The organism is Anaerovorax odorimutans (assembly GCF_024459955.1).
In the GTDB taxonomy this organism is placed as follows: Bacteria; Bacillota; Clostridia; order Peptostreptococcales; family Anaerovoracaceae; genus Hominibacterium; species Hominibacterium odorimutans_A.
Genome location: NZ_JANFXK010000005.1, coordinates 163975 through 188936 on the forward strand (window position 1 = coordinate 163975; position 24962 = coordinate 188936).

Annotated in this window: 25 protein-coding genes and 1 riboswitch; all 25 genes read right to left on the reverse strand. The window is 52.5% G+C overall.

Features of this window, described 5'->3' with window-relative positions; genetic code table 11:
- Window positions 1–82 precede the first annotated feature (82 nt).
- Window positions 83–727, reverse strand: a complete 645-nt coding sequence (locus tag NE619_RS06400) for a precorrin-8X methylmutase (RefSeq protein ID WP_256131554.1) — start codon at window positions 725–727, stop codon at window positions 83–85.
- Window positions 717–2231, reverse strand: coding sequence for a cobyric acid synthase (locus NE619_RS06405; protein ID WP_256131555.1), 1515 nt, complete (start codon window positions 2229–2231; stop codon window positions 717–719). The genes NE619_RS06400 and NE619_RS06405 overlap by 11 nt, the downstream gene beginning before the upstream one ends.
- Complete coding sequence (gene cobD, locus NE619_RS06410; RefSeq protein ID WP_256131556.1) at window positions 2213–3319, reverse strand: threonine-phosphate decarboxylase CobD; 1107 nt, start codon at window positions 3317–3319, stop codon at window positions 2213–2215. Before cobD ends, NE619_RS06405 begins: the two co-directional genes overlap by 19 nt.
- Window positions 3319–4302: an adenosylcobinamide-phosphate synthase CbiB gene (gene cbiB / locus NE619_RS06415; RefSeq protein WP_256131557.1), complete on the reverse strand. Its 984-nt coding sequence runs from the start codon at window positions 4300–4302 to the stop codon at window positions 3319–3321. The genes cobD and cbiB overlap by 1 nt, the downstream gene beginning before the upstream one ends.
- On the reverse strand, window positions 4299–5795 hold the full coding sequence (gene cobA / locus NE619_RS06420) for a uroporphyrinogen-III C-methyltransferase (protein ID WP_256131558.1): 1497 nt from the start codon (window positions 5793–5795) through the stop codon (window positions 4299–4301). Before cobA ends, cbiB begins: the two co-directional genes overlap by 4 nt.
- Window positions 5792–6682 carry a hydroxymethylbilane synthase gene (gene hemC, locus NE619_RS06425; RefSeq protein WP_256131559.1) on the reverse strand — a complete coding sequence of 297 codons (891 nt, stop codon included), beginning with the start codon at window positions 6680–6682 and terminating at the stop codon, window positions 5792–5794. Before hemC ends, cobA begins: the two co-directional genes overlap by 4 nt.
- 16 nt (window positions 6683–6698) lie before the next feature.
- On the reverse strand, window positions 6699–7937 hold the full coding sequence (cobK, locus tag NE619_RS06430) for a precorrin-6A reductase (RefSeq protein ID WP_256131560.1): 1239 nt from the start codon (window positions 7935–7937) through the stop codon (window positions 6699–6701).
- Entirely contained in the window at window positions 7930–8670 is a 741-nt protein-coding gene (gene cobJ / locus NE619_RS06435) for a precorrin-3B C(17)-methyltransferase (protein ID WP_256131561.1), read from the reverse strand. The genes cobK and cobJ overlap by 8 nt, the downstream gene beginning before the upstream one ends.
- On the reverse strand, window positions 8667–9884 hold the full coding sequence (gene hemA, locus NE619_RS06440) for a glutamyl-tRNA reductase (RefSeq protein ID WP_256131562.1): 1218 nt from the start codon (window positions 9882–9884) through the stop codon (window positions 8667–8669). The genes cobJ and hemA overlap by 4 nt, the downstream gene beginning before the upstream one ends.
- Entirely contained in the window at window positions 9884–10639 is a 756-nt protein-coding gene (gene cobM, locus NE619_RS06445; RefSeq protein WP_256131563.1) for a precorrin-4 C(11)-methyltransferase, read from the reverse strand. The genes hemA and cobM overlap by 1 nt, the downstream gene beginning before the upstream one ends.
- A gap of 10 nt (window positions 10640–10649) precedes the next feature.
- Window positions 10650–11339, reverse strand: a complete 690-nt coding sequence (gene cobI, locus NE619_RS06450) for a precorrin-2 C(20)-methyltransferase (protein WP_256131564.1) — start codon at window positions 11337–11339, stop codon at window positions 10650–10652.
- 14 nt (window positions 11340–11353) lie between these two features.
- Window positions 11354–12535 (reverse strand): cobalt-precorrin-5B (C(1))-methyltransferase CbiD, encoded by a 1182-nt coding sequence (gene cbiD, locus NE619_RS06455; protein WP_256131565.1) that lies wholly within the window; start codon window positions 12533–12535, stop codon window positions 11354–11356.
- 1 nt (window position 12536) lies between these two features.
- Complete coding sequence (locus tag NE619_RS06460) at window positions 12537–13322, reverse strand: sirohydrochlorin cobaltochelatase (RefSeq protein ID WP_330640675.1); 786 nt, start codon at window positions 13320–13322, stop codon at window positions 12537–12539.
- The gene (locus NE619_RS06465; RefSeq protein ID WP_256131566.1) at window positions 13319–14176 is read right to left on the reverse strand and encodes an energy-coupling factor ABC transporter ATP-binding protein; all 858 of its coding nucleotides are present in this window, start codon (window positions 14174–14176) and stop codon (window positions 13319–13321) included. Before NE619_RS06465 ends, NE619_RS06460 begins: the two co-directional genes overlap by 4 nt.
- Entirely contained in the window at window positions 14176–14958 is a 783-nt protein-coding gene (cbiQ, locus tag NE619_RS06470) for a cobalt ECF transporter T component CbiQ (protein ID WP_256131567.1), read from the reverse strand. The genes NE619_RS06465 and cbiQ overlap by 1 nt, the downstream gene beginning before the upstream one ends.
- 4 nt (window positions 14959–14962) lie before the next feature.
- A complete protein-coding gene (locus NE619_RS06475) occupies window positions 14963–15262 on the reverse strand; it encodes an energy-coupling factor ABC transporter substrate-binding protein (protein WP_256131568.1) in 300 nt (99 codons plus the stop codon).
- Between the two features lie 3 nt (window positions 15263–15265).
- A complete protein-coding gene (locus NE619_RS06480) occupies window positions 15266–16015 on the reverse strand; it encodes an energy-coupling factor ABC transporter permease (protein ID WP_256131569.1) in 750 nt (249 codons plus the stop codon).
- A 106-nt stretch (window positions 16016–16121) separates the two neighbouring features.
- A riboswitch (cobalamin riboswitch) is annotated at window positions 16122–16310 on the reverse strand.
- Between the two features lie 68 nt (window positions 16311–16378).
- Window positions 16379–17749 carry a cobyrinate a,c-diamide synthase gene (locus NE619_RS06485; protein WP_256131570.1) on the reverse strand — a complete coding sequence of 457 codons (1371 nt, stop codon included), beginning with the start codon at window positions 17747–17749 and terminating at the stop codon, window positions 16379–16381.
- An 8-nt stretch (window positions 17750–17757) separates the two neighbouring features.
- The gene (cbiE, locus tag NE619_RS06490) at window positions 17758–18987 is read right to left on the reverse strand and encodes a precorrin-6y C5,15-methyltransferase (decarboxylating) subunit CbiE (protein ID WP_256131571.1); all 1230 of its coding nucleotides are present in this window, start codon (window positions 18985–18987) and stop codon (window positions 17758–17760) included.
- 6 nt (window positions 18988–18993) lie between these two features.
- On the reverse strand, window positions 18994–20283 hold the full coding sequence (hemL, locus tag NE619_RS06495; protein WP_256131572.1) for a glutamate-1-semialdehyde 2,1-aminomutase: 1290 nt from the start codon (window positions 20281–20283) through the stop codon (window positions 18994–18996).
- Window positions 20283–21266, reverse strand: a complete 984-nt coding sequence (hemB, locus tag NE619_RS06500; RefSeq protein ID WP_256131573.1) for a porphobilinogen synthase — start codon at window positions 21264–21266, stop codon at window positions 20283–20285. Before hemB ends, hemL begins: the two co-directional genes overlap by 1 nt.
- A gap of 41 nt (window positions 21267–21307) precedes the next feature.
- Window positions 21308–22339 carry a cobalt-precorrin 5A hydrolase gene (locus tag NE619_RS06505; protein ID WP_256131574.1) on the reverse strand — a complete coding sequence of 344 codons (1032 nt, stop codon included), beginning with the start codon at window positions 22337–22339 and terminating at the stop codon, window positions 21308–21310.
- Between the two features lie 189 nt (window positions 22340–22528).
- Entirely contained in the window at window positions 22529–23443 is a 915-nt protein-coding gene (locus tag NE619_RS06510; RefSeq protein WP_256131575.1) for an Rpn family recombination-promoting nuclease/putative transposase, read from the reverse strand.
- Between the two features lie 216 nt (window positions 23444–23659).
- The gene (locus NE619_RS06515; protein WP_256131576.1) at window positions 23660–24361 is read right to left on the reverse strand and encodes a hypothetical protein; all 702 of its coding nucleotides are present in this window, start codon (window positions 24359–24361) and stop codon (window positions 23660–23662) included.
- A gap of 349 nt (window positions 24362–24710) precedes the next feature.
- Window positions 24711–24953: a hypothetical protein gene (locus NE619_RS06520; protein ID WP_256131577.1), complete on the reverse strand. Its 243-nt coding sequence runs from the start codon at window positions 24951–24953 to the stop codon at window positions 24711–24713.
- Between the last annotated feature and the right edge of the window lie 9 nt (window positions 24954–24962).

The following is a 24962-nucleotide window of genomic DNA, read 5'->3' on the forward strand; positions in this document are numbered from 1 at the left end:
CCCCTAACAAATCAGCTAACTATCATATGTTTAGTTTGTCAAGGTTTTGGAATATCATTCGCGTTTTTTCAGAAGATAAGGGCTATTCTCTTCCTCCGCACTGATACAGAATGGCATTGCAGATGGCAGCGGCGACGTTGCTGCCCCCTTTTCTTCCTCTGGCAACAATGTATGGGATATCCGTTTTCATGATTAATTCTTTTGCTTCCACCACATTGACGAAGCCCACCGGCACCCCGATAATCAACGCCGGGCGCAGCGTTCCTTCTGCGATCATTTCATAGAGCGCCGCCAGAGCCGTAGGCGCGTTGCCGATGGCAAAGATCGCCGGACCTTCAATGGCAGCCGCCTTTTTCATGCTGGCTGCCGCTCTGGTGGTGCCGTCTGCTTTGGCGGAGGCGCGCACGTCTTCGTCCGCCATGAAACAAACGACCCTGCCGCCGAATTTTTCCACCGCCTTCTTATTGATGCCGGCCATAGCCATGTTGGTATCGGTCACGATCGTAGCTCCCTTCACCACAGCTTCCATAGCCAGCTCTGCCGCTCCCGGCGAAAAGACCAGATTCTCCAGGTAATCAAAATCCGCGCTGGTATGAATTACCCGCTTTATGATCGGTTCCTCCAGAGGGTCCAGCTTCACATTTCCTATTTCCTGGGAAATGATCTCAAAGCTTCTTTTTTCAATTTCATCGGGAAGCACCTGCTGCAGTTTCACCTTATTTTCCATAATCCACACCCTCTTCAATTATTCTATATATCATATCCATATCCATATTCTTTCGAATACCCTCAGCCAGCAAATCATACTGGCGTTCCTTATAAGCGGCCATATCCACACCCGCTACCTGTTCGCCGCTGATTCCTTTTGCGCGAAGCAAGGATGAAACGATTGTCCCGGCCACGTCTCCGCAATCGAAGATTCCATGCACATAAGAACCGTAAATATTGCCGCAGCTGAGGCCATCGGCTTTTGCATCCATTCCCTCCTCTGCGATGTGGGAGAGGATGTTTCCTCCCTCCAGGGTCGTTGTTCCCATATGAATTTCGTAACCTTCAAATTTGATTCCGGAAAGACCGGAAAAAACGCCTTCCACTTTATCAAAGGTTCCCGTTACACGGGTCCTGGTCTTTTCTTTTTCAAAGATCGTTTCACCGGGAAGCAGGCCCATTCCGGCCATCTGACCGCCATGCTCTGTGCCATGAGGGTCTTTCAGCGTTCTGCCCAGCATCTGATAGCCTCCGCAGATACCGAAAACCGGTTTCCCCTTGGCAGCATGCTTTAAGACAGATGCCTCCAAACCGTTCTGCCGCATCCACAGAAGATCTTCCATCGTGTTCTTTGTTCCCGGCAGCAGAATCATGTCCGGATCTCCCAGATCCGCCGCATGATCCACATAGCGGACCGTCACCGACGCCATGGATTCCAAGGGGTTGAAATCCGTAAAATTGGAGATTCGCGGCAGCCGGATCACAGCCAGATCCACAAGGCCTGCCGTATTCTTTTTCGAAAAGCGTTCGCTGAGGCTGTCCTCATCGTCAATGTCCAGATTCATATAAGGAATCACTCCTGTAACTGGTTTGTGAATCATATCGGTCAGTTGGCAAAGTCCTGGCTCAAGGATGGAAAGGTCTCCCCGGAACTTATTGATTATAATCCCTTTTACCAACTCCCGCTCCTCCGGTTCAAAGAGCGCCATAGTCCCCACGAGGGAAGCGAACACTCCGCCCCGGTCAATGTCTCCCACCAGCAGCACCGGCGCTTTGGCCATCTTAGCCATGAACATATTGACGATATCGTTTTCCTTCAGGTTGATCTCCGCCGGGCTGCCGGCTCCTTCCAAAACAATGATATCGTACTGAGCCGCCAGTTTATCGTAGGCTTCCTTTACTTTGAACACCAGCTCCTTTTTATGTTTGTAATATTCTTTAGCGCTCATGTTTTCCATGACTTCGCCGCCGACAATGACTTGAGAGCTGGTATCATTGGTAGGCTTGAGCAAAATGGGATTCATCAGCACGGACGGTTCGATTCCCGCGGCTTCCGCCTGGGTCACCTGCGCCCTGCCCATCTCCAGTCCTTCTCTGGTGATGTAGGAGTTGAGAGCCATGTTCTGCGCCTTAAACGGCGCCACTTTATAGCCGTCCTGCTTAAAGATCCGGCACAGTCCTGCCGCCACCAGGCTCTTTCCCGCATTGGACATGGTGCCCTGTATCATAATTGCTTTTGCCATCGCGTTTCCCTCCTGCGCAGCGCTTCCACCAGCCTGCCGTTTTCCTCTTCGTTTCTCACTGCGATCCGAAAATAGCCTTTGCCCAGTCCCCGGTAATTGGCGCAGCTGCGGATCAGGATACCCTCGCTTTCCATATCAGCGATGAAATCATCCACATAGGCCGGAGCCGAAAGCTGTCGGAGCCGGAAAAAGATATAATTGGCACCGGGGTCATAGACTTTGTAGCCCAGCTGGGAAAGCTGCCGCTGCAGCTTCTCCCGTTCTTTGAAAATCAGGCTTCGTGCCTTTTCAAGATAATCCTTCTCCCGCAAAGCCTGAATACCCGCTTCCTGGGCTATCAGAGAAACGCTCCAGGGCTGTCCGGTCTCCCACAGAGCCCGGGTGAGCTCCGGTCTGCCGCATATTCCGTAGCCCAGCCGCAAGCCCGCCATAGCGTAATTTTTCGTGAAGGCCCGCAAGATGAACAGGTTATCGTACTGATCCAACAGCTTCCTGGCCGTGCAGTCCTGCGGTTCTTTCACAAAGTCGATAAAACATTCATCCACTACTAAAAAAATCTGCTTTTCATCGCATACCTGAGCGATCCGGCGCAGTAGTTCATAAGGAATCAGGCTGCCGGTGGGATTGTTGGGATTGCACAGAAACAGTACATCCAGCGAGTCATCCAGTGAGGCGAGCAGTCTTTCGTTCAGCACAAAGTCCTCCTCTTCCTTCAACTGATAATAGCGAACCAGACTGCCGGAGCTTCGCAGAGCCTTTTCGTATTCGGTAAAAGTAGGAGCCGGCACCATGACCTTTCCGGGACGCATTGCCGCCGCCAGACGGAAAATCAGATCAGAAGCCCCGTTGCCGAATATCAGATACTCCTCGGGCACCTGTTCCTTTTCCGCCACAGCCCGGCGCAGCCTGCGGCACCTGGGATCCGGGTAGAGGTCGCACTTCTCCAAGGCCGCCGCTGCCGCCGCTTTGACTCCCTCGGGCATGCCCAGGGGGTTAATATTGGCGGAAAAGTCCAGAATCGCTCTGTCCCTCCGGCCATCCTTTTCCATCATCGTATAAATATCTCCGCCATGTTCAAATTCTGTCATCATCCTACTCCCATCATTATCAAAATCATTATTGCCCCAATCACAAGGCAGACTCCCAGGCAAAGGAAAGCCGTTCCATAAAGCAGCCGGTTGGCGCTGCGGATGTCCTCCCAGGAAACCGGGCGGGTGCCATCACCGATAGTCTTTTTCGGGTAGAGTTTTCCAAAGTACCAGGCATCGCCGGCCAGCCGTATACCGAGAGCGCCGGCGCAAACGGCTTCTGTCTGCGCGCTGTTGGGGCTGGCGTGGTTAAAACGGTCCCGCCTGAAAATCCGGTAAGCACCTCGCCAGTCCATGCCCAGCAGCATGGAAGCTATGACCATCAAAAGCGCCGAAATCCTCGCCGGAATGAAGTTGAGCACATCGTCCAGCTTTGCCGAAAAGCGGCCGAAAAACAGATAGCGGTCGTTTTTATAGCCTACCATGGAATCCAGTGTGTTGACGGCCTTATAGAAAAATCCCAGCGGAGCGCCGCCTACAGCCATAAACAGCATGGGCGCCACCGTTCCGTCGGAGGTATTTTCAGCCACGGTTTCCACTGCTGCCTTGGCTACCTGTTCCTCGTTCAAATGCTCCGTATCTCTGCCTACGATCATGGAAACTTTTTCTCTCGCTCCCGCAAGGTCGCCCCGCTTCAGCTCATCAAACACCTTCATGCTCTCTTTTTTCAGGGATTTCACCGCCAAAATCTGATAGCACATGATCGTTTCCAGAAAGAGCCCCAGCCACAGATTCAAGCGATAGGCCGCCAGCAGGATTCCGCCGGAAACTGCCCCGGTCAGCAGTGGAATCAAAATTCCCAGGACAGCTCCCGCAGCAAGCAAGCCTCTTTCGGTATCGGGAAACAGTTTTCTCATTAACTCTTCTCCCAGCTCGATTGCTTTGCCCATGAGCCGCACCGGATGGGGCAGAAAATGGGGATCTCCAATCAAAAGATCCAGGAAAAAACCAACGGTCAGAGGGATAAAATGCAGCAGGATCATGGTTCCATCCTCAGTATGGTTTCGATCATGCTGTCAATCGTCGCCTGTTTTGACACCGTAACCTGCATACCGTATTTTTCCGCCGCCGCCGCAGTCTGCTCACCGATGCAGATTGCCTTTACCTGTGAATAATCAGTATCGGGGTTAAGCTTTACAAATCCCCGCACTGTAGACGCGCTGGTAAAGGCCACGCAGTCCACCGTATCGTCATATCCCGGCACCGGCTGGTTTCCCTCATTTGTTTCGTATACCGCAATATCATCAAAAGAGATTTCGGCGTCTCTGAGAGGCCGGATAACTGCTTCTGTTCCCATGGCCGCCCGCGGCAGCAAAATACGCTCCCCCGGTGAAACCGCTTTTGCCAAATCGCGCCCGAGGGCCTCTCCGCTGTAGACCTCCGGCATTAAATCAGCAAAGACGCCCTTTTCTTCAACTGCTCTGCGAGTGCCGGCGCCGATAACCGCGATCTTGATGCCTGCCAGACTGCGGATATCCATTTTCTTCTCTTTCATAGCTGCATAAAAAGCCTGCACCCCCGCAGCGCTGGTAAAGGCAATCCAGCTGTAAGCCTTGATTTGCTCCAAAGCCTGATATAAACGCCTGTTATCTGCAATCGGCCTGGTCTCAATGGTAGGCATGAGGACTACCTCCGCCCCCAGAGCCTGCAGCTTTTTCGCCAGCGAAGAGCTCCTGTCCTTCGGTCTGGTCACAGCGATCTTCCTGGTGCCAAGAGGCCTGTCCTCGGCCCAGTGAAAATCCCTTTCCAATGTGCAGACCTGTCCCACCACAATGACGGCGGGCGTTTTGATGCCAGCCTTCTCCGCCTCCCCGGGAAGACTGGAAACCGTCGCTACGACTCTTCTTTGGTGAGCGGTTGTCCCCCGCTCCAGCACGGCTGCCGGCATATCCGGTTTCATTCCCGCTTCCAGAAGTCCGCGGCAGATTCGGGGCATTGCCGCTACTCCCATGAGGAATACCAGCGTTCCGTTCAGGCGTACCAGCGCCTCGTAATCCACATCCGCTTCCTCTGCTTTTTTCGTATGTCCGGTAATGATATGCAGGGAGGAACAAAAATCCCTGTGGGTCACGGGAATGCCGCCGTAAGCCGGAACCGACAGCGCGGAAGTGATTCCGGGGACCACCTCAAAGGGAATGTTATGCCGGCAGAGCAGCTCCAGTTCTTCGCCGCCCCGCCCAAAGAGGAATGGATCTCCCCCCTTCAAACGCACCACATAGTTGCCCGCAAGGGCTTCCCGCAGCAAAATCTCGTTGATCTCATGCTGGGGCACCGGATGATGCCCCGCTTCCTTGCCCACAGAGATCTTTCGCGCATGGGAAGGTACCATAGCCATGATTCCCTGTCCCACCAGCTTGTCGTATACCACCACATCTGCCGTTTCTAAAACAGCTTTTCCCTTTAAAGTGAACAGCCCCGCATCCGACGGTCCTGCTCCTACCAGCCAGACTTTTCCCTGTTTTTTCTCTGCCGTCATGCTTCCGATTCCCCTTTCAGCTGTTTTGCCAGGCGGACAGCCAGCTCTTCTCCCTGATCCTTGGGGCCTGCGATATTGCCAGTCCGCAGCTCTCCTGTTTTCTCATTAAAATACAGCCCGCGAATCCTTATCTCCTGATTTTGAATTTCCGCAAAGGCACCGATAGGAGCGCTGCATCCGCCCTCCAGATAAGAAACAAAGGCCCGTTCCGCCCCGGCCTCCGCCCTTGCCTCAGGGTCGTCCACGCAGTCCAGATAGGAGTAATCTTCGCCGGCTCTGCCCTGCACCACCATCGTTCCCTGCCCCGCCGCAGGGATCATCTCATCAGGAGAAAAGACCCGACTGACGCGTCCTTCCAAATCCAGCCGTTTGAGACCCGCATAGGCCAGGACCAGACCACTGTACTCGCCGCTGTCCAGCTTTCGGAGTCTCGTCTGCACATTTCCGCGAACGCTCTTTTGCCCCATATCGGGGTAGAGTTTTCGCAGCTGGACGTTTCTGCGGGGACTGGAGCTGCCCAGCGGCTTGCTCTTATCCAGGCAAGAGACTCCCTCCGGCAGTACCAGCACATCGGCCGCGTTTTCCCTTTTGGGAAAAGCCAGGAGGGGCAGGTCCTCCGGTACTTCCATGGGCATATCTTTCAGGCTGTGAACGGAAATATCGATCTGTCTGGCCCGCAGCGCACGGTCCAGCTCTTTTACGAACAAGCCCTTGCCCCCAATCTTATCCAAAGTCTTATCGAGGATTTTATCTCCGGTGGTTTTCATAGTCAAAAGCTCCAGCTCCAGCTCAGGGTGGTGCTTCTCAATCTGCTCCATCACCAGCCTGGACTGGATCACAGCCAGCTTGCTGTCACGGCTTCCTACAATTACTTTTTTCTTTTTCATGATATTCTCCCATCCGTCATCGATCCAGGCCGTTTTCCAGCCCGCGTTCAATCAGAATCCTGGCTTTCTTCGCCAGGGCATGGTCCTTTCCCCCTGCTGTAAAGCCTATGGTCAGATCCCCGTGTCTTATGACACCCGGAAAATAAAAATCACATTCTTCTTTTCGATCCGCCACATTGACCGTGATCTCTTTCTGTCTGCACAAAATCCCGATGGACCGGTTCAATTCCCGGTCGCCGGTGGCCGCCAAAACGATATCGGCGTCCTCAAGGTCAGCCTCCTCATAAGGTCTTTCCTCTAAACGCAGAAGACCTTGCCTTTCCAGCTCCTTCACTGGAGGCAGCACCTCCGGCGCGACCACGGTCAGCAGACAGTTATATTGAGAAAGAATCCTTATCCTTCTGGCAGCGATTCTGCCCCCTCCCACCACCAGAATCCGCTTGCCGGTGAGATCCTGAAACATGGGAAACCAGGCGGCTTTCTTAGCCGGTACCTGGGAAAGACCGCAGAGTTTCAGGGCTTCTTCCAGAGAGATTCCTTCTTCCTGCTTCGGCCGGCCGATGATAATTACCTTCGCACCCGCGGCTTCGGCGGCGGCCAGCTTATGGGAAAACCCTCCGGCTTCGCCTGATTCTTTGGTAACCAGATAGTCCGCGTTTATATGGCGGAGCATCGCCAGGTTGTCTTCATAGGAGAAAGGGCCCTGCATGCAGATCAGATGAGCAGCGTCAAAGCCCAGATCAAAGGCCCGCTTCACCATCTCGGGGACAGGCAGAATTCTGGGATACAGCCGTTTTTCAAAATCAGCGATGACTGTAAATTCCGCCAGTTCTTTACTCCCGGTGGTAAGGAGCACGTTTCCTGACGTATCTTTCAAGTATTCGGCAGCTTCCTTGGCGCTGGCTGTGATAATATGTCGCTCTTCCGGTTCTGCCTGGCGCCGAAGGAGCCGCATGCAGGGAACACCGGTGTGTTCCGCGGCCATGCGGATATTTTCCGTCGCCTCCGCGGCATAAGGGTGGGTGGCATCGATGACGCGGTCGATGTTTTCCTTCCGTATCAGTTCTTCCATCTCCCGCCGGTCAAGGCGGCGGGCCAATACGGTGAGGCTATCGCTGTCCTTAGGCAGCAGATGTTTTCCGTGCTCCGTAGCTACGCAGACGAGAAAGCGATTCTGCCCGCTCTGATCGTCAGCGGCCGCTTCCGCCAGCTTTCGCCCTTCTGTGGTTCCCGCAAAGATCAAAATATTACTCATGTTTTCCTCCGATCCGATATCCTCTGGACGTGACCATTTTGCCGCCGATTTCTCTTGTGGTGGAATTGCCGATATAGACCGTGGAAAACATATCGGTCTGCGTGTTCCGCAGCTCCGCCAGAGACAGCACCCTTCCTGACTCCCCCTGTCTGCCGATATTTTTCGCGATTCCGCAAACCGTGCTCCCATCTTTATATTTCAGAATCAGGTCGCAGGCTTTCTGCAGATAATCATATCGTTTTTTGCTGGAGGGATTATACAGGCAGATGACAAAATCCGCTGCCGCCGCGCATTCGAGCCGCTTTTCGATCTGCTCCCAGGGGGTCAAAAGGTCGCTGAGACTGATGACCGCAAAGTCGTGGATCAGCGGTGCTCCCAGGACAGCGGCGCCGCTGCAGGCGGCCGTGATTCCGGGAACTACCTCGATTTCAATGGCATCGTACTCCTGAGCGATCTCGTAGATAAGTCCCGCCATGCCATAGACGCCCGAGTCCCCGCTGCACACCATCGCTACGTTCCGACCCTTGAGTGTTTCCTCAATGGCCAGCCTGCACCGCTGTACTTCCTGTTTCATGGAGGTGGAAATCAGCCTCTTATGGGCGAACCGCTCTTTAATCAGATCTATGTAAACCGTATACCCGAAAATAGCCTCGCATTCTTCCAGTACGCTCATGGCCCTTCCCGTGGCCTGTGGCAGTTCTCCCGGTCCCAGACCCACTACATAAAGTTTCATTTCTCCCACCTCGCTTTTCCGGTTTTCAGCGTATCCCGCCGTGCGGATTCTGTGAGAGCGGAAAGGCAGCTTTCCCACAGTTCCTCGGGCAGCGTATCCCGCAGCCCGAAGAGCAGCTTTTCCACCGCATGGTCCACCGCCTCCTCCGCGGAAAGCTTTTCCATGCGTTTGCAGGCATCCTCAGCAGTAACGGCAGACAGATGCTTCACCGTGTCCACATGCTGCCGGAAGGAAAACCACCGTTCCAGCTCTTTTTTGTATTCTTCCAGTATCTCCATCGCTTTTCTGAGGGATGCTTCATTTCGCTTTCCCGAGTAAGAATCTCCCAGCCGGTCCATGTCATATAGCTCAATCCCCTGAAGGTCCGCCGCCGCGGGGTCGATATCCCTGGGCACGGCCATATCGATCCAAAGGGATGGCAGAAAACGTTTCCCCTCAATCTGATCCTTTCGAATCGTAAAGTGGGGGCTCAGTGTAGCGCTGATAACCGCCCTGTACCTTTCCAGGCCGTCCAGACGCTCCTCGTAATCGATCATTTCACAGCCTTCCGGGATAATGGACTCCTGCGCCTCCTGTCCGTGCATTTTCTTCCGCAGCGTCATGGTCACCTGCGCCCCGCTGTCGGTCAGCGCATTGGCCGCCAGCTTTCCCATCTGCCCGTTGCCTATGACCAGACAGGGGACGCCTTCCAAACCTCCCAGCTTTTCCTTCAGCAGCAGCACGGCGTTGCGGGCGGCGGACGGGTCCGCTGTCTCGATTCTCACCTGGGTCTTTACCCGCTTTCCCGCGGAAATGGCAGTCTGGAACAGCTTTTCGATCACCGTGTCATCGGTCTTGCAATCCCTGGCTGCTTCCAAAGCCTCCCTTACCTGGGAAAGAATCTGATCCTCTCCGTAGATTCTGGATTTAAGGCCGCAGATCAGCTGCAGCAGATGGAGCACCGCCTCTTCTCCGCTGCGCAGAATGAACAGCTGCGCGTAGTGATCTTGGTTCAGGCCTTTGGTATCGCACAGCAGTTTTCCCAGATCCGCCTCGCTGCCGCTGACCCACAGCTCGGTACGATTGCAGGTGGACAACAGCAGTCCCCCGGAAAAAGCCCCCTCCGCCTTCCACTGGCAAAGAGCCCTTCTTGCCTGGGATTTGGTAAAGGCCAGCGCTTCCCGCTGCCGGATGGATGCGTTCTGATGGTCGATTCCTATCATGCGGATATCCATTACTCTTTCGCCTCCCTGAATTGGTGGGTAAAGGCCGGATCGTAAAGTCTGGACCGCTCATAAGCGTCCCCCAGAAAATCACCCACTAAAATCAGCGCCGTTTTGGTGATCCCGACTTCCTTTGCGATCTCCGGCAGCGTAGCCACGGTTCCGTAGAAAACCTGTTCTTCCGGCCAGGTAGCCTTATATACGATGGCAGCAGGCGTCTCCTCCTTATAGCCGCCGATGAGCAGCCGTTCTCTGAGAGGCTCCAGAAGTCCGGCGCTGAGAAAGACCGCCATGGTTGCCTGATGGGAGGCCAGAAGAGAAATTTCTTCTTTTTCCGGTACCGGTGTTCTTCCCGCCATTCTTGTGATAATTACCGTCTGCGATACGTCCGGAAGCGTGTATTCGGCTTTCAGGGCCGCCGCCGCCCCGCAGAAGGAGCTGACTCCGGGAACCACTTCGTAGGAAATCCCCTCCTCGCTGAGAAGGTCCATCTGTTCGCGGATAGCTCCGTAGATGCTGGGGTCCCCTGTGTGGAGGCGTACGGTCATATGTCCCTTTTTCTCCGCCTCTTTCATGACCTCAATGACCTCTTCCAAAGTCATGGAGGCGCTGTTATGGATTTGACAGTCCGCTTTTGCCAGCTCAAGAAGCTCTTTATTTACCAGAGATCCCGCATATATGATCACATCCGCTTCCTTTAAAAGTTTTTGTCCTCTTACCGTAATCAGATCGGGCGCGCCCGGTCCTGCTCCTACAAAATATATCATAACTGCTCCTTTACCTGTCCTTTACCACAATGATGGAAAAATAGCCCGCCTGAGGGTCGATCTCGTCAGCTGACTCAAATACCCGTTCACCTTCCATGCCGCAGCGCTCCACCATCCTGGCCTCCCAGCGCTGCGGTTGGCCGCAGATCATATCCTTAACCTGTCCGATGGACTTGCCGCTCTTCATCAGAACCTTGGTGCCTTTCAGCTCCATGCACTCCTCCAGCGCCTTATAGGAGGCCGGAATGATATGCAGGGGCTGTCCGGCTTCTGTCAGGCCCTGGTTCAGCCTGGCGGAAACAGCACAGAAAGATGGGATTCCCGGAACCAGCTGAGCCTGCCTTCCCGCCGCCAGCACCCGCTCGTGAATATAGATATAGGTTGAATAGATGGACGGGTCTCCCAGGGTGAGAAAGGCCACATCCTTCCCCTGGTCCAGATAACCGATAATCTGCTCAGCGGCCGCGCTGTGGCTGGCTTCCAGCTCTTTCTCGTCTCTGGTCATGGGCATGGAAACCTCTATAACCTCTTTATCGGAAAGCTCCGGTACCGCGCTTCTGGCAATGGTGTATGCCGTATTGACCCCATGGCCGGATTTGGGAACTGCGATGATATCGCTCTCCCGAATCAGCCGCACGGTCTTTAAAGTCATCAGTTCCGGATCTCCCGGACCTACCCCCAATCCATATAGCTTTGCCATCTTTCTTCTCCCTCCTATCGTCCTCTCCGTTTGTATTTACAAGGGGCTTCGCCGCACGCTCGCAGCAGGAACCGCTCCACTCCTGCCGTCTTCTCTGCCAGATATCCGTATTGGTTGGAATATAGCATCGCCTCCGCGTCCAGGCGGTACTCAGTCCAGCGTTCCATATTCTCCCTGATCCTTGCCAGCAGAGACTGCCATATGGCAGCTTCCGCCTGGGGACTGTACCCTTTAATCACCGAAATGGCATCCTCCGTCGTAACGCACGCTTTCAGCCTGCGGACTGTCTCCGGAGATGCTCCGGCAAGAACGGCGTGCTCCGCCAGTGTCTCCATGCGCCCATCGCCGTACTTGGAATGGGTATTCATCATTCCCGCGGCCACCTTCACCAGCTTCCCGATATGCCCCACCAGCAGCACGCCTTTAAATCCCCTCTCCGCTGCGCAGGAAAGGGCTTCTCCAATAAAATTGCTGCACTTCACATAATGGAGTTTTTCCGCAAGCCCTCTTTCTTTTAAAAACGTTTCCCCGTAATTGCCCGGCGTCAGCACCAGATATTCCGCTCCCGCCGCCTTTTTCATATTGATCTCGAGCTTGACGGTATCGATCAGGGCCTGCTCGCTCATGGGCTCCACGATTCCGCTGGTTCCCAATATGGAAAGACCTCCGATAATACCCAGCTTCGGATTGAAGGTCTTCTCAGCCAGTGCCTCTCCCTCCGGTATGGAGATCTCTGCTGTCAAACCTCCTTCATATCCAAAATGCTCCGCTGCCTTGTGAAGCTCTTCTTCGATCATTCTTCTGGGCACCGGGTTGATGGCGGCTTCTCCTACCTTGCAGGCCAGCCCGGGTTTTGTTACCCTGCCTATGCCCGTGCCACCCTCCACAACTACGGTTCCCGGCCGGTCAGCCAGCTTTCTCACCAAAGCGCAGACCAGTGCTCCGTCCGTGACGTCCGGATCGTCTCCGCTGTCCTTTCGCACAGAGCAGAAAATGCCGCTGCCTTCCCTGCGCAGTTCTTCCACCGGAATCCGCGCCTCAATTCCTCCGGGTGTCAGAATAGGGACCTCATGGGGCGAACACTGTCCCCGGGAAAGCAGGAACCGAGCCGCCGCACAGGCCGCAGCCGCCGCGCAGGTCCCTGTCGTGTAACCCCTTCTCAGCCGTCTGCCTTCTTTTTCCGCATAGCCTTCCATGTTATTTTCCCATCGCTCTTTTTACATGTTCCATGTAAATATCCCGGATTTCCGGCAATTCTCCCAAACCTTTGAGGATACATTTCACCTGATAGCCCTCTCTTTCAAGAATGGATTTCCAGGAATCCTCATCTTCGCCCGCCATATCGTTTACCGCATGATCGCCCGCGACTACCATGAAAGGCTGCAGAAGCACTTTCTTCATCCCGCGCTTCTTTATCAGCGGCAAAATATCAGAAAGCTCCGGATAGCCTTCTACGGTTCCCATGAAAACATTGTCGCAGCCCATGGCCCTGAATCGATAGGCGACCGCCGCATAAGCCGCGTCCGCTGCGTGTTCGGTGCCGTGCCCCATCAGAATCAGGGCTTCATCCTTTTCCAACTGCGGGAAATGGTTCATAACGGCCCGGCACACCTTTTCATAATCGTCGCTTTCCGAAAGCAGCGGTTTACCGATGGATACGTGGGCAAAACTGTTCTCAAAAGCCATTGCCTGAGCCTTCATTTTATCGTATTCCTCCCCGTTGATAACATGGGTCGGCTGTACGATTACCCGCTCATAACCATCGGCAGCCAGCTTTTCCATAGCCTGTGAAACATTGTCCACATGTATGCCGTCCCGCTGCTTTAGCACCTTCATAATCATACCGCTGGTAAACGCTCTGCGAACCTCATGGAGAGGGAATTCTTTCCGTATTTGGCGTTCGATGGCTTCTATGGTCTTTTCTCTTGTCGCTTTGTGGCTGGTGCCGAAACTGACCACCAGGACAGCCTCTTTCTTCATCATAATTGCTTGATTCCTTTCTCTCTGATGTACCCCATCAATTCTTCCACTCTGCGGGGCGGTCTCAATTTGTGATCTAAAATTCCTTCTTCGCAGAGGGTATCGAAAATTCGCAATACCGCCGGCTTTTCCAGATTCGTCTGACGCAGGAGTTCTTCGCTGCGAAAGATGTCTTCCGGGTGCCCCTGGCCTATGACTTTTCCATCGTCAAAGAGAACGACCCTGTCCGCCCAGATCAGCGCCCGCTCCGCATCATGGGTGGAGAGCAGCACGGTGATTCCCTTGCCGCTCAGCTGATCGACAATGCCATCGATCATTCTGGCGTGCTTGGGGTCCAGCGTCGCTGCCGGCTCATCCAGAATCATCAGCTCCGGCTCCATGACCAGTATATCGGCAATGGACACCCTTTTTTTCTCGCCGCCGCTTAAAAAATGCGTCGGCTTATGGGCAAAAGGGGTGATGCCAAGCTCCTCGATGACCCTGTCCACCTTTTCTTCCGCTTCCTTTTCCGATACGCCCAGATTCAATATGCCAAAGGAGATCTCCTGCCTTACGCTGGCGGAAAAGAGCTGGTCTTCCGGATTCTGAAAGACAATTCCTACTTTTTTCCGTACCTGCAAAAGTCCCTTTCTGGAATAATCGATCGGTGTTTCATCGATGAGAATCCTGCCCTTCTGCGGCTTTAAGATTCCGTTGAGGTGCAGAAAAAATGTGGATTTTCCCGATCCGTTGGCTCCCATGACGGCAACCTTTTCTCCCTTTTGGACTGTCAGGTCCAGACCTTTTAATGCCTGCGTTCCATCCTCATACGTGTAGTGCAGATCTTCTGCTCTTACGATCGTCCGCTTGCGTTCCATCAAAGACCTCCCTTCATATGGCAGAAAACCGCCAATGCCAAAAGGCCTGTCAAGTATGCCGCCACCAGCAGCACTTCTTTCTTCGCCGCCGGCCTGTGCTCCGTAAGCACCCGGATTCTTCCTTCATAGCACCTGGCCTCCATTGAATCAAAGAGCGCCGACGATTTGCCCATGGCCTGTATGAAAAGGGCCGCCAGCATGCCGCCCATGCTGCGAATCGAGGTTCTCAGGTTCCGGTTGCCCAGTCTGCAGTTCTGGGCCGTGGTAATAGCCAGAGCCGAATCCAGCAAAACGAAGATAAACCGGTAAATCAGGGTCATCAGCTCTATGACCAGCCAGGGCAGGTGAAGCCGTTTGAGTCCGTCCATCAGATCCGGCATAGTCGTGGTGAGGATCAGGAAATAGAGACAGGACACCGATGCCAGGGAAACCAGAATCAGCCTCGCCCCATAGGCCAGCGATTCGGTCAGCATTACAATATATTTTGAACCGATTGCCACATGAAGAAGGCCCATCGGTTCACCGGCCACATCAAAAAAAACCGCAATGGTGCCCAGCATTAAAAACCCCAGAGGCCAGAGCATCATCTTTCCATAACGAGAAAGAGATGCCTGGCTGTAGGTTACAGTCAGACATCCCATCAGGGCCAGGATGACGGATGAGACCAGAAATGAGCGGACTGCCACACAGATCAGCAGCGTGCCTATGGCAAAGCAGCTTTTCAGATGTGTGCTTTTATATCGCCAGGGAGACGAATAAGCCAGCTTATCAATCATCATCATAGTCTCATTCCTGTTCTTTCTTTGAATATTTCTTTCTGCAGATCAGATATCCCATGCCAAAGCCGAAGACACCTCCTCCCAGCGCCGCCTGCAGACAGAACAGCAGAGATTCAGTCTCTCCTCCCGGCGGTTCTATGAGCGGATCCGCCCATGCCTCATAATCGGGATCGATTGCCGCGATAGCCTCCTCCGCAGCGCCGTCAGCGCCTCCGAATTCGGAATCGTGGATAAACAGGAGCGGCACCACTGCGATAAGCGCGGCCAAAACCAGACAGATGATAACGATCTTCATATTCTTAGTCATATTCTACACCCCCAGATATCCCAGCTCTGTCAATTCCGGTTTTGCGTAGCTTTCCAGAGCTTTCATCACAACTACGGCAACCAGACCCTCGATAACGGCCAGCGGAATCTGAGTCACGGCAAAGATACCCATGAATTCAGCCAGCGATGCCGTAAAGCCGCCCACCGGCGAAGGGTGAGCCATTGCCAGCTGAACGGCGGTGATACAGTATGTAAACAGATCGCCCAGGCAGGCTGCCAGAAATATGCCCAGAGATTTGGGAGCATGGAGCTTTTTGCATACCAGAAATACTCCGTAAGCCAGAAACGGCCCTGCGATAGCCATGGAAAACGTATTGGCTCCCAAAGTAGTAAGTCCTCCGTGGGCCAGGAGCAGCGCCTGAAACAACAGCACAATCACCCCGATCACGCACATGGACGCCGGTCCGAACAGCACTGCGCCAAGGCCGGTTCCGGTCGGGTGAGAACTGCTGCCCGTAACGGACGGGATTTTCAACGCCGAAAGCACGAATACATAGGCTCCCATCATTACCAGGAGAATGAGTGTCTTTCTGTGCTGTGTCACCGTCCTCTTGATGGAAAACAGCCCTGCGATGAAAAACGGAACGCAGACTGCTCCCCAGAGAACGCAATAGCCCAGCGGCAGATACCCCTCCATGATGTGCATGGCATTGGAAACCGCCATGGGGCCGAAGAACAATGCGACCACTACTCCTGCGATAAACAAATACCGCTCTGTTTTGCTTCTTGTCATAAATTTCCCTCCTCAAAATAAAACAACTATTCTGACTTTTCAGAATAGCGTAACGAAGCAGAAACCGCGTTTCTGCTCTTACACTTTCCCATCGTCCGTAAGAAAATGCATCCAACTGTCCACAGGCAGGTCTTCTGGCTCAGGCTTCGTCATCATATCTCATCTTCCCATTTTTCACAGTGATGCAAACAGATACGACTCTTCCAATACAGCGGCGTGACCGCGAGGGAATTTCACCCTTCTTCCCTATTCTTTCGGCGGGGAAACACCGAACACCCGGGACATATTTAATTCAGACCAATTATATCACAGACTCTCCTGTTTGTACAAGGCAAGATGCTGTGACAGCTTGATTATCTATTTCTATTTTAACTCTTTGTACGCCCGGCAGGCGGCGAGAAAACGCTCTGCCGCCGCAGGGTTGGAATAATAGTAGATATGGGGATATCCGGCAAAGAGATTGTCTCCGGCGACAATGCAGTCCCATGCTTTTTTACGCAGCGGTTTCCGGGCGTGAAAGGCATCGCCCGCACAGGTGCTGTCCCAGTAATGGAACTCATGGCCTTTGATGGACTCTCCTTTTTTGCAGAGCATAGTATCCTGCCCGGCAGTCAGTGTGATATACCCAAAACGGCTCAGCTTTCCCAGAGGATAGCTTTCTCCAGCTATCAGTCCCACCAGGGGAAAGGCGGATCCGTCCTGAGCTTTTACGGTCTCATGGAGGTACATAAAACCGCCGCACTCCGCCTGGCAGGGCAGTCCTGCGGTAATCGCCTTTTTTATATGCTCCCGCATGGAAACGTTTTCCGACAGCTGGCGCAGGTAAAGCTCCGGGTATCCGCCACCGATCATCAAACCGTCCAGCCCCTCCGGCATATGATCGTCCTCCAGAGGGCTGAAAGGCACCAGCTCCGCGCCCAGCTCTGAAAGCAGATCCAGGTTGTCCTGATAATAGAAGCAAAAAGCTTTGTCCCTGGCAAGGCCGATACGCACCTTCGGCCCCCTTCTCTGCGGCAGAACAGGTTCCTGACAGCACAGGGGCGCAGCAGAACAAGCCAGAGCCATCAGTCCTGCAAGGTCCACAGATTTCTCCAGCTGCTCTGCCAGCCGGCATATAATCTGCCGCAGGTCTTTGATCTCCGCTGCCGTTACCAGACCCAAATGTCGGCTTTCCAGGCCGCAGTCATCCATTTTGGGAAGATATCCGTACACCTTCACTGGCAGCCGCTCTTCAACCATCTCTTTCAGCTGCGGGTAGATCATCTCCGATACCCGGTTAAGGATCACCCCTCGAATCATGCTCTCTTCCTCCAGCTCAAGAAAGCCCTTAATCTCCGCCAGAAGAGAGAGGGATTTTCCCCGCCCATCCAAGAGCAAAACAGCGGGAGTTCTGGTTTTCAAAGCCAGGTCATAAGAACTGGCCTGCGGCGAAATCCCGGCCAGTCCGTCATAATATCCCATAACGCCTTCCATTACAGCTATGTCCGCCTCAGCCGTATGCTTTGAAAGGAGAAAACGTACGGTATTGGATTCTGCAAAAAACAGGTCCAGATTTCTCGAAGGAACCTCCAGCACCTCGCTGTGGAACATGGGGTCAATGTAGTCGGGTCCGCATTTGAAAGCGGCCGGATGTTTGCCCATGTTTTTCAATGCCTGAAGCAGTCCGCAGGTGAAGGTTGTTTTACCGCAGCCGCTTCCTGATGCTCCAATAAGGATACGGGGAACATTTCTCATTTCCTGCCTCATTCTTCCCTTTCCTTCCTCTGCCCAGTGATAATGAACACTGGGTTCTGTCCCATCATCATATGATAGTCAGCGACTTTTTTCGCTCTGCTGACAGCTACCTGCACAACCTCAGCCTCCATATCAAAGTGGACAAAGCTCTCCATCGCCTCATGCAGCGATTCCAGGGAAATGGCATTGACCGCGATGCGGATTTTGGGGTTTTTCTTTATCAGCTCCCCGATGATTTCACGCATATTGCCCCGGCTGCCTCCGATGAACGCTTTATCGGGAACCGGCAGCGAGTCCATGGCTTCCGGTGCCGTACCATGGACAATGTGAAGATTATTGACATTAAAGGCTTCTTTGTTCTTTTGAATCAAATCTGCGGCCTCCGGTTTGCTTTCAATGGCATATACCGATCCCCCACACGCCTGAATCGCCATCTCTACTGAGACGGAGCCGGTTCCCGCACCCACATCATAAAGGATGTCATCCCTTCCGATACGCAGCTTGGACAGCGTAACGCTTCTCACCTCTTCCTTTGTCATGGGCACGTTGCCACGGATAAAAAGATCATCGGCCATTCCATGGGTGACCGGCTGGCCGGATCTCCTGCCGGCATGTTTGTTAAACACCAAAAGGACACTGAGAGGATCGAAGGTCTTTTGACTCAGCTCACTGGCAGTCCCTGTCGTTATTTTTTCGTCTTCATAGGAAAGCCTCTCCCCTACCGCGACAGGCAGCTGCCCCAAACCGGCCTCTGCCAGTTGTGCGCAGATGTGGCCCGGGGAGTGTGTGCGGTCTGTCAGGAGAAACGTTTTTTCGTGGGTGCGGATCTCGCTCACGAAATTGCTTTTCCTTCCATGAAGGCTGACGGACCTCACATCTTCCCACGGAATCCCAAGACGTCCGCAGAAATATTGGAGAGAGCTGATCCCAGGGATCAGCTCCGCTCTGTACTCAGTCTCTTCTTCAATTCGTTTTATCAGCTTTTTGGCGCCGCTGAAAAAGCCCACGTCGCCGGACATCAAAACGGATACAGGGTCCAGATCCTCATGTTCCCTGATCCATTTGAGGATTTCCGGCGGGGAAACGGCAAAGCAGGTTTCGGCCTGCTGATTTTCAAAAGCCTCGACCATACGCCTACCGCCGATCAGGGCCCGGCTCTCTTGAATTCTGCGCAGGCCGCCTACGGTCAGGGTGTCAGGATTTCCCATACCAATACCGATTATAAAAACAGTTTTCATTGTTCTTTATACTCCGAAATATTCCGCCGCGCTTTCCAACGTCCGGTCGATATCGCCTTCTGTGTGGGCACTGGAGAGGAACATGGCCTCAAACTGAGCCGGTGCGAAATAGCTGCCTTTGTCCATCATAAACTTGAAATAATCCGCATATCTGGAGATGTCCGCTGTCTTGGCTGTGGCAAAGTCTCTTACTTTTTCTCCCGTAAAGTACAGCGTGCCAATGGAGCCTATATAGTTGACGCTGCAGGAAACGCCGGCCTTTTCCACGATCTCCGCCAGCCCGCCGTATAGCCTCTGGCCCAGTTCATTGATTACCGTGTAGACTTGCGGATGTTCCTTCAAATAGGTTAGCTGGGCGATCCCCGCCGCCATGGCCACCGGATTTCCGCTGAGGGTACCGGCCTGGTAAACAGGTCCCAGTGGAGCGACCACTTCCATAATCTCTTTTTTGCCGCCGTAAGCGCCCACAGGCATACCGCCGCCGATGATCTTGCCAAAGGTGGAAAGATCCGGTTTGATGCCCAAAAGCTCCTGCGCACCGCCCAGGGACAGACGGAAGCCGGTGATGACTTCATCAAAGATCAGGACTGCTCCTTCATCCGTACAGATCTGTCTGATCTTTTCCAGAAAGCCTTTTTCCGGAGGTACGACACCCATATTGGCGGCTACCGGCTCCAGAATAACAGCTGCGATTTCCCCTTTATAGGTATCAAAAAGCTTTTCTACGCTTTCAAAATCATTGTATTTGGCAGTCAAAGTATCCTGCGCGCAGCCCGGAGTAACTCCGGCGCTGTCCGGCGTTCCGCCTTCTGCGATCAGGCCTGAACCTGCTTTCACTAAAAGGCCGTCGCTGTGCCCGTGATAGCATCCCTCAAATTTAATGATGCGGTTTCTGCCGGTATAGCCCCTGGCAGCCCGCAAAGCACTCATGGTGGCTTCTGTACCGGAATTCACCATCCGTACCATTTCTACGGAGGGCAGAATTTCACAGACCATCTTGGCCATGTAAATTTCCCGTTCCGTAGCCGCGCCGAAGCTCAGCCCGTCCCGGATCACTTCCTGTACGGCCTTCAGCACGGTTGGATGGTTGTTTCCCAGGATCATCGGCCCCCAGGAGCCGATATAATCGATCAGTTTATTGTCATCCGCGTCATAGAGATACTGCGCTTCCGCCCGCTTGATGAATCTTGGAGTGTCACCCACCGCCTGGAAGGCTCTTGCCGGGCTGTTGACACCGCCCGGTATATATTTCTGCGCTTCTGAGAAAAGCGCCGCTGATTTCTGTGTATTTGCCATTATCCGATTCTCCCTTCGTCAATCATTTGTGCGATTTCTTTCGCAAAATAGGTTATTAAAATCTCTGCCCCTGCGCGGTAAATTCCGGTGGTGGTCTCGGCGATGATCGCCGTTTCGTCTACCATACCCTGAGCGCCGGCCGCCTTAATCATGGCATATTCGCCGCTGACACTGTATGCTGCCACCGGAACGTTGACCCGGTCCCTCACTTCCCGGATGATATCCAGGTAGGACAGCGCCGGTTTGACCATGATGATATCCGCGCCTTCTTCCAGATCCGTATCCACTTCTTTCAGCGCTTCTCTGCGGTTGTGCCAGTCCATCTGATAGGTCTTTCTGTTTCCCTTAAAGTTGTCGGAACCGGCTGCGTCGCGGAACGGTCCGTAAAAGGCGGAAGCGTATTTCGCGGCATAGGACATAATCGGAGTGTCGATATAGCCCGCTTCATCCAGCGCGCTGCGGATAGCCGCCACTCTTCCGTCCATCATATCCGATGGCGCTACCATATCCGCCCCTGCGGCCACCTGTGAAACGGCTGTTTTAGCCAGCAGAGGAACGGTTTTATCATTGTCCACGGAGTCGCCCTTAATGATCCCGCAATGTCCGTGGCTGGTGTATTCGCACATGCACACGTCTCCGATGTAAAGCAGCTCGGGCACATATTTTTTCCCTGCGCGCATGGCTTCCTGAATGATGCCGTGATCGCAGTAAGCCTGGCTTCCGCATTCGTCTTTATGTTTTGGGATACCGAAAAACATAATATTTTGGATGCCCTGCTCAGCGGCCTCTTCCAAAGCTCTTGGAAGGGTGTCGGGGCTGTAGCGCTTTTGCCCCGGCATAGTGGGTATTTCCCGGATAATACCTTCTCCTTCTTCAACAAAGATGGGATAAATCAGCGATTTTTTCGTGATCCTCGTCTCACGGATCATATCCCTGACTCTTCCGTCCATTCTCAGTCTCCTTGGTCTCTTTACTAAATCCATCTTCTCTCTCCTTTGTATTGAAATTGATCGATTCTTTCCTCTTAAAATGTATAGGTTCGCGCTTTAACGGCAACAGCCAGTGTCACACCGTCTCTTGCCTGTTTTCTCACGGCCAGGTTTCCCCGTCCGCAGGCCAGCATCGCCGCCCGCTCGCAGACATTGTCCACGCCGGTAACGGTTCGCACAAAGCCGGATCCGCTGAAGTCTCCTGAAAGGGCAGCCAGCTCTTCGGCGGTATAAACATTCAGGGGCAGTCCCCGCCTTTCGCAGAAATTTGTCAACCCCGGTTCGTCTTTCTTCAAGTCGATAGACGCCACCTGGCAAACGGATTCCCAGCATATGTTTTCCTGCTCCAGCACTTGCTCCGCCAACGCTTCGATCCTTTCCCGGGAAATACCCCTGCGGCATCCGATGCCCAGTACAACAGACTTGGGAATCAGGCGCAGCGTGTTGTCGCGCAGCGGCTTTCTTGCTGCCGATATCTCAATGTTAATGGGGGCCTTTCCGTAAGTCAACCCCTGTGGAAGATTTCCTACGATGGAAAAGGCGGTAACCAGACCGATCTTTTTTCCCTGCAGAAGGTCGGCGGAAATCTGCTTGGCAAGCTTCATGTCACCGATCATCAGGTCGTTTTCCTTCGCCCACTGGTCCACTGCGAATACATCGTTGATATCCGTAGCTGTCGTGATAACAGGGGTTGCGCCCAACTGTCCCGCAATCTGCCGGGCAAGCCGATTGGCCCCTCCAATGTGGCCCGATGCCAGAGGAATCACATAGCGTCCTTGTTCATCCACCGACACCACTGCCGGGTCGACGGTCTTGCTCTTTAAAAATGGCGCTATAGCCCGTACTGCGATCGCTGCCGCTCCCACGAAAACAAGGGCGTCCTCTGTCTGAAAAGCCTCTTTCGTCCACTGCGACAGCGTCTCCTTCACCGGTGAAAGGCCCTTTTCCGGCGGAAAGGACCCCTTTTGAAATGCCCTGCACTCGACTCCTGCTCCCGCACAGTTTTCGGCGATCCGCAGGCAGGTTCCGGCTCCTTTTTTTGTAAATGCGATTAAAGAAATTTTCATAATTCTGCCTCTTTTTCCGTTTCCATATTACCACATTATTGGAGTTTTGCCCATGATTCTTTGTGCAAAGCTTCCTTTCTTATGGCATATATCGCGCCGGTGGATACGGAATTACATCACCATTAAGCAAAAGCGCCGCCTCAGCCGGAGCAAAGCAGCGCTTTGTTTAATGTCTCATATGTGCTTCGTTCAGGAAAGGTCCAGGATCTCTTTAACGGTCTCCAACCTTTCATCGCAGAGCCTTGCGATTTCCTGAGGAGATTTTCCCTCCATATGGAGTTTAAAGATCCTGCGGGCCTTTTGAATGCCCTCTTTTGTCCCGTCTATCTTACCCGTTTCATAGCCATCGGTCTTGCCTTTTTGATACCCCTCTGTCTTACCCTTTTCGTAACCATCCTCTTCCCGGATCGCTTCGCATTCCTCTCTGCTTAACTCCTCGTACAGAAAACTCACGATATCACCACCGTTCTTCTTTAAGAATTCCCGCAGCACCCCTTGGTCTATGCAGGCTTCTATGCTTTCTTTTATGGCGGCTTCCAGGTCCCCGCTTTCCTTCCATTTGCCTCGGATGACGGAAACGAACTGGCTGTATTCCCTCAGCGTCTGGCAGCGTTTCAAGACTTCCGCTCCCTTATCGTAATTGACGTTGATTACCTTCACCACCACTTCTAAGGCTATTTTACCACATTTCTCTAAAAATGCGTCGGATATTTTCAATTCCTGTTCCAAAGGCTGGGGTTCTTCTCCGTTGTAGAAGACATACAGCTCCGGCGTGGGTATCGGCAGCAGGCGTTTGCTGTAGATCGCCCGGGAGTAAGTCAGCCGTTCGTACTCCTTGGCGATATATCCGAGCATCCTCAGCGGCATGTTGGGATTGACGGTCGATTGATGTTCGATCAAAACGATCAAGCGGTTGTGGATGATGAAGGCCAGATCGTTTTTCAAATCTCCGAATATGGCGTCCTCCAGCGTGATGATTTCAACGGGCGTTCCTTTCGGATAATTGTTTCCCGATAAGGCGTTGTAAAGTTCCAAAATCTTTTCCTTTTCATTGAATAACTGGCGAAAGATGCCGTCCTTGTAAGTGCGTTTTACCTTTTTCATTCTCTGATCCCCCGAAACAATAAATGTTATATTTTTACATTTATTGTACAGCTTGTACCTCGTCTTGTAAACCATTTTTTTCCAATTTTATTAATTGATTTGGAGCCAACGACAGCTTTTCTTACCACTCTGCGCATTATTTCGTATATCCATACGACAAAAACGCCGCCTTAGCCGGAGCAAGACAGCGCTTTTGTTGTATGTCCCATATATACATTATTCATTCATATATGGAAACTTTGTTGTTGTTTCCTTGTTGTAAGCAGATTTCGGGAAAGCTTCATAAATTTCCTTCAAATCATTTCTGAGGCCCAGCATATCGTTTACTACTTGTTTTTCATCCTGCTTGTCTAATTTAATTTCATCGTTCCCATCAAAATACTTTTCTTTGAATTTCCTTTGTAAAGGATGCTCCCCTTCCCATTTTTCCAGAGCATTTATAAGCAAGCCCTCTTCTAAACAGGTTCCGTCAAGGGGAGCATATCCCATCATTTTCAAATATATGTCCAGATCTTTTACGATCATCCCCAGCGCCAGCCCTATGGATATATACGTTTTCTTGTTTTTAGGCACATATTTTTCCCCTGATGTCAGATAGTTGATCATCGAATCGTCTAAGTACAGTGCCACATAGTCCGGGTCAAAAACAATATTTTTTATGTCATTATCCAAATCAGCAGTACCAGCATCATCCTCGGCAATTTCTTCGTTCATATGATTATAAATTTCTTTAATAGAATTGCTGCATTCGTCAAATTTCCGATAATAATTATTACCGGAATCCGAGTCCCTGAGATTTGCGTTTATAAGATAAATCCACACTAAATCATTAAAAACGTCTTTTATATAGAGCTGCTTTTTCCCTCCATATTTTACGAGCCATCGGTTTATCGTTTTCAGCGGCAGCTTATAAGCCATCCCGATTCCGATATAGGTCTCTCTGAGCTTTGGCAGTTTCCTGTAAAAACCAGGCAATCCGGAATAGGTGATGCCTATATAATCGCATACATCATTCAGGGTGATTCCTGTTTTTTTAAATTTTCTTTGCCACTTTTAGCTTTCTTGCTTGAAATTATAATACCCACCATCTTCATAACAAAAGCGTTCACCTAATTATACAGGCGCTGTTCCGCAAAGCTTTCAAAAAAACAGCGCATTTTCCCTTTTTTCTCTTTTTCTGTCAGACGCAAAAAAAACGCCGCCCTGCCCCAACTATTTTATAACCCATAGTCGGGGTAAGACAGCGCCTCTTTACAATTCAATTTATCTATTTTTTCTTTTTACCGTGACGGTTGTTGTGTCTCGGAGTTGGCTCCGCTTTTCTGGCGGCGGCATTTCTTTTCAGCCTGGACTGAATGAACAGCCAGCCCAAATACGTGATCGTCAGGCATATGCACAGCATAACCACATTGCCGGCGGAATTGGTCAGGCCGACCATTTTCCCAATCAGCAGCCCTCCCAGAATAAATATCCAGAAATAGATAAACTTACCGATTACACCATCTCCCATAACAACTCT

What these genes read in the sequence shown, in the direction of transcription:
- cobM (WP_256131563.1), bottom strand. Translation starts at nt 10,639, where the DNA reads ATGATATATTTTGTAGGAGCAGGACCGGGCGCGCCCGATCTGATTACG.
- cobK (WP_256131560.1), bottom strand. Translation starts at nt 7,937, where the DNA reads ATGAGTAATATTTTGATCTTTGCGGGAACCACAGAAGGGCGAAAGCTG.
- NE619_RS06480 (WP_256131569.1), bottom strand. Translation starts at nt 16,015, where the DNA reads ATGACAAGAAGCAAAACAGAGCGGTATTTGTTTATCGCAGGAGTAGTG.
- cobI (WP_256131564.1), bottom strand. Translation starts at nt 11,339, where the DNA reads ATGGCAAAGCTATATGGATTGGGGGTAGGTCCGGGAGATCCGGAACTG.
- NE619_RS06460 (WP_330640675.1), bottom strand. Translation starts at nt 13,322, where the DNA reads ATGATGAAGAAAGAGGCTGTCCTGGTGGTCAGTTTCGGCACCAGCCAC.
- cobJ (WP_256131561.1), bottom strand. Translation starts at nt 8,670, where the DNA reads ATGAAACTTTATGTAGTGGGTCTGGGACCGGGAGAACTGCCACAGGCC.
- NE619_RS06515 (WP_256131576.1), bottom strand. Translation starts at nt 24,361, where the DNA reads ATGGCTTATAAGCTGCCGCTGAAAACGATAAACCGATGGCTCGTAAAA.
- cbiE (WP_256131571.1), bottom strand. Translation starts at nt 18,987, where the DNA reads ATGAAAACTGTTTTTATAATCGGTATTGGTATGGGAAATCCTGACACC.
- NE619_RS06505 (WP_256131574.1), bottom strand. Translation starts at nt 22,339, where the DNA reads ATGAAAATTTCTTTAATCGCATTTACAAAAAAAGGAGCCGGAACCTGC.
- cobA (WP_256131558.1), bottom strand. Translation starts at nt 5,795, where the DNA reads ATGACGGCAGAGAAAAAACAGGGAAAAGTCTGGCTGGTAGGAGCAGGA.
- hemA (WP_256131562.1), bottom strand. Translation starts at nt 9,884, where the DNA reads ATGGATATCCGCATGATAGGAATCGACCATCAGAACGCATCCATCCGG.
- hemL (WP_256131572.1), bottom strand. Translation starts at nt 20,283, where the DNA reads ATGGCAAATACACAGAAATCAGCGGCGCTTTTCTCAGAAGCGCAGAAA.
- NE619_RS06510 (WP_256131575.1), bottom strand. Translation starts at nt 23,443, where the DNA reads ATGAAAAAGGTAAAACGCACTTACAAGGACGGCATCTTTCGCCAGTTA.
- cbiB (WP_256131557.1), bottom strand. Translation starts at nt 4,302, where the DNA reads ATGATCCTGCTGCATTTTATCCCTCTGACCGTTGGTTTTTTCCTGGAT.
- hemC (WP_256131559.1), bottom strand. Translation starts at nt 6,682, where the DNA reads ATGAAAAAGAAAAAAGTAATTGTAGGAAGCCGTGACAGCAAGCTGGCT.
- cobD (WP_256131556.1), bottom strand. Translation starts at nt 3,319, where the DNA reads ATGACAGAATTTGAACATGGCGGAGATATTTATACGATGATGGAAAAG.
- NE619_RS06485 (WP_256131570.1), bottom strand. Translation starts at nt 17,749, where the DNA reads ATGAGAAATGTTCCCCGTATCCTTATTGGAGCATCAGGAAGCGGCTGC.
- cbiD (WP_256131565.1), bottom strand. Translation starts at nt 12,535, where the DNA reads ATGGAAGGCTATGCGGAAAAAGAAGGCAGACGGCTGAGAAGGGGTTAC.
- hemB (WP_256131573.1), bottom strand. Translation starts at nt 21,266, where the DNA reads ATGGATTTAGTAAAGAGACCAAGGAGACTGAGAATGGACGGAAGAGTC.
- cbiQ (WP_256131567.1), bottom strand. Translation starts at nt 14,958, where the DNA reads ATGATGATGATTGATAAGCTGGCTTATTCGTCTCCCTGGCGATATAAA.
- NE619_RS06475 (WP_256131568.1), bottom strand. Translation starts at nt 15,262, where the DNA reads ATGACTAAGAATATGAAGATCGTTATCATCTGTCTGGTTTTGGCCGCG.
- NE619_RS06520 (WP_256131577.1), bottom strand. Translation starts at nt 24,953, where the DNA reads ATGGGAGATGGTGTAATCGGTAAGTTTATCTATTTCTGGATATTTATT.
- NE619_RS06400 (WP_256131554.1), bottom strand. Translation starts at nt 727, where the DNA reads ATGGAAAATAAGGTGAAACTGCAGCAGGTGCTTCCCGATGAAATTGAA.
- NE619_RS06465 (WP_256131566.1), bottom strand. Translation starts at nt 14,176, where the DNA reads ATGGAACGCAAGCGGACGATCGTAAGAGCAGAAGATCTGCACTACACG.
- NE619_RS06405 (WP_256131555.1), bottom strand. Translation starts at nt 2,231, where the DNA reads ATGGCAAAAGCAATTATGATACAGGGCACCATGTCCAATGCGGGAAAG.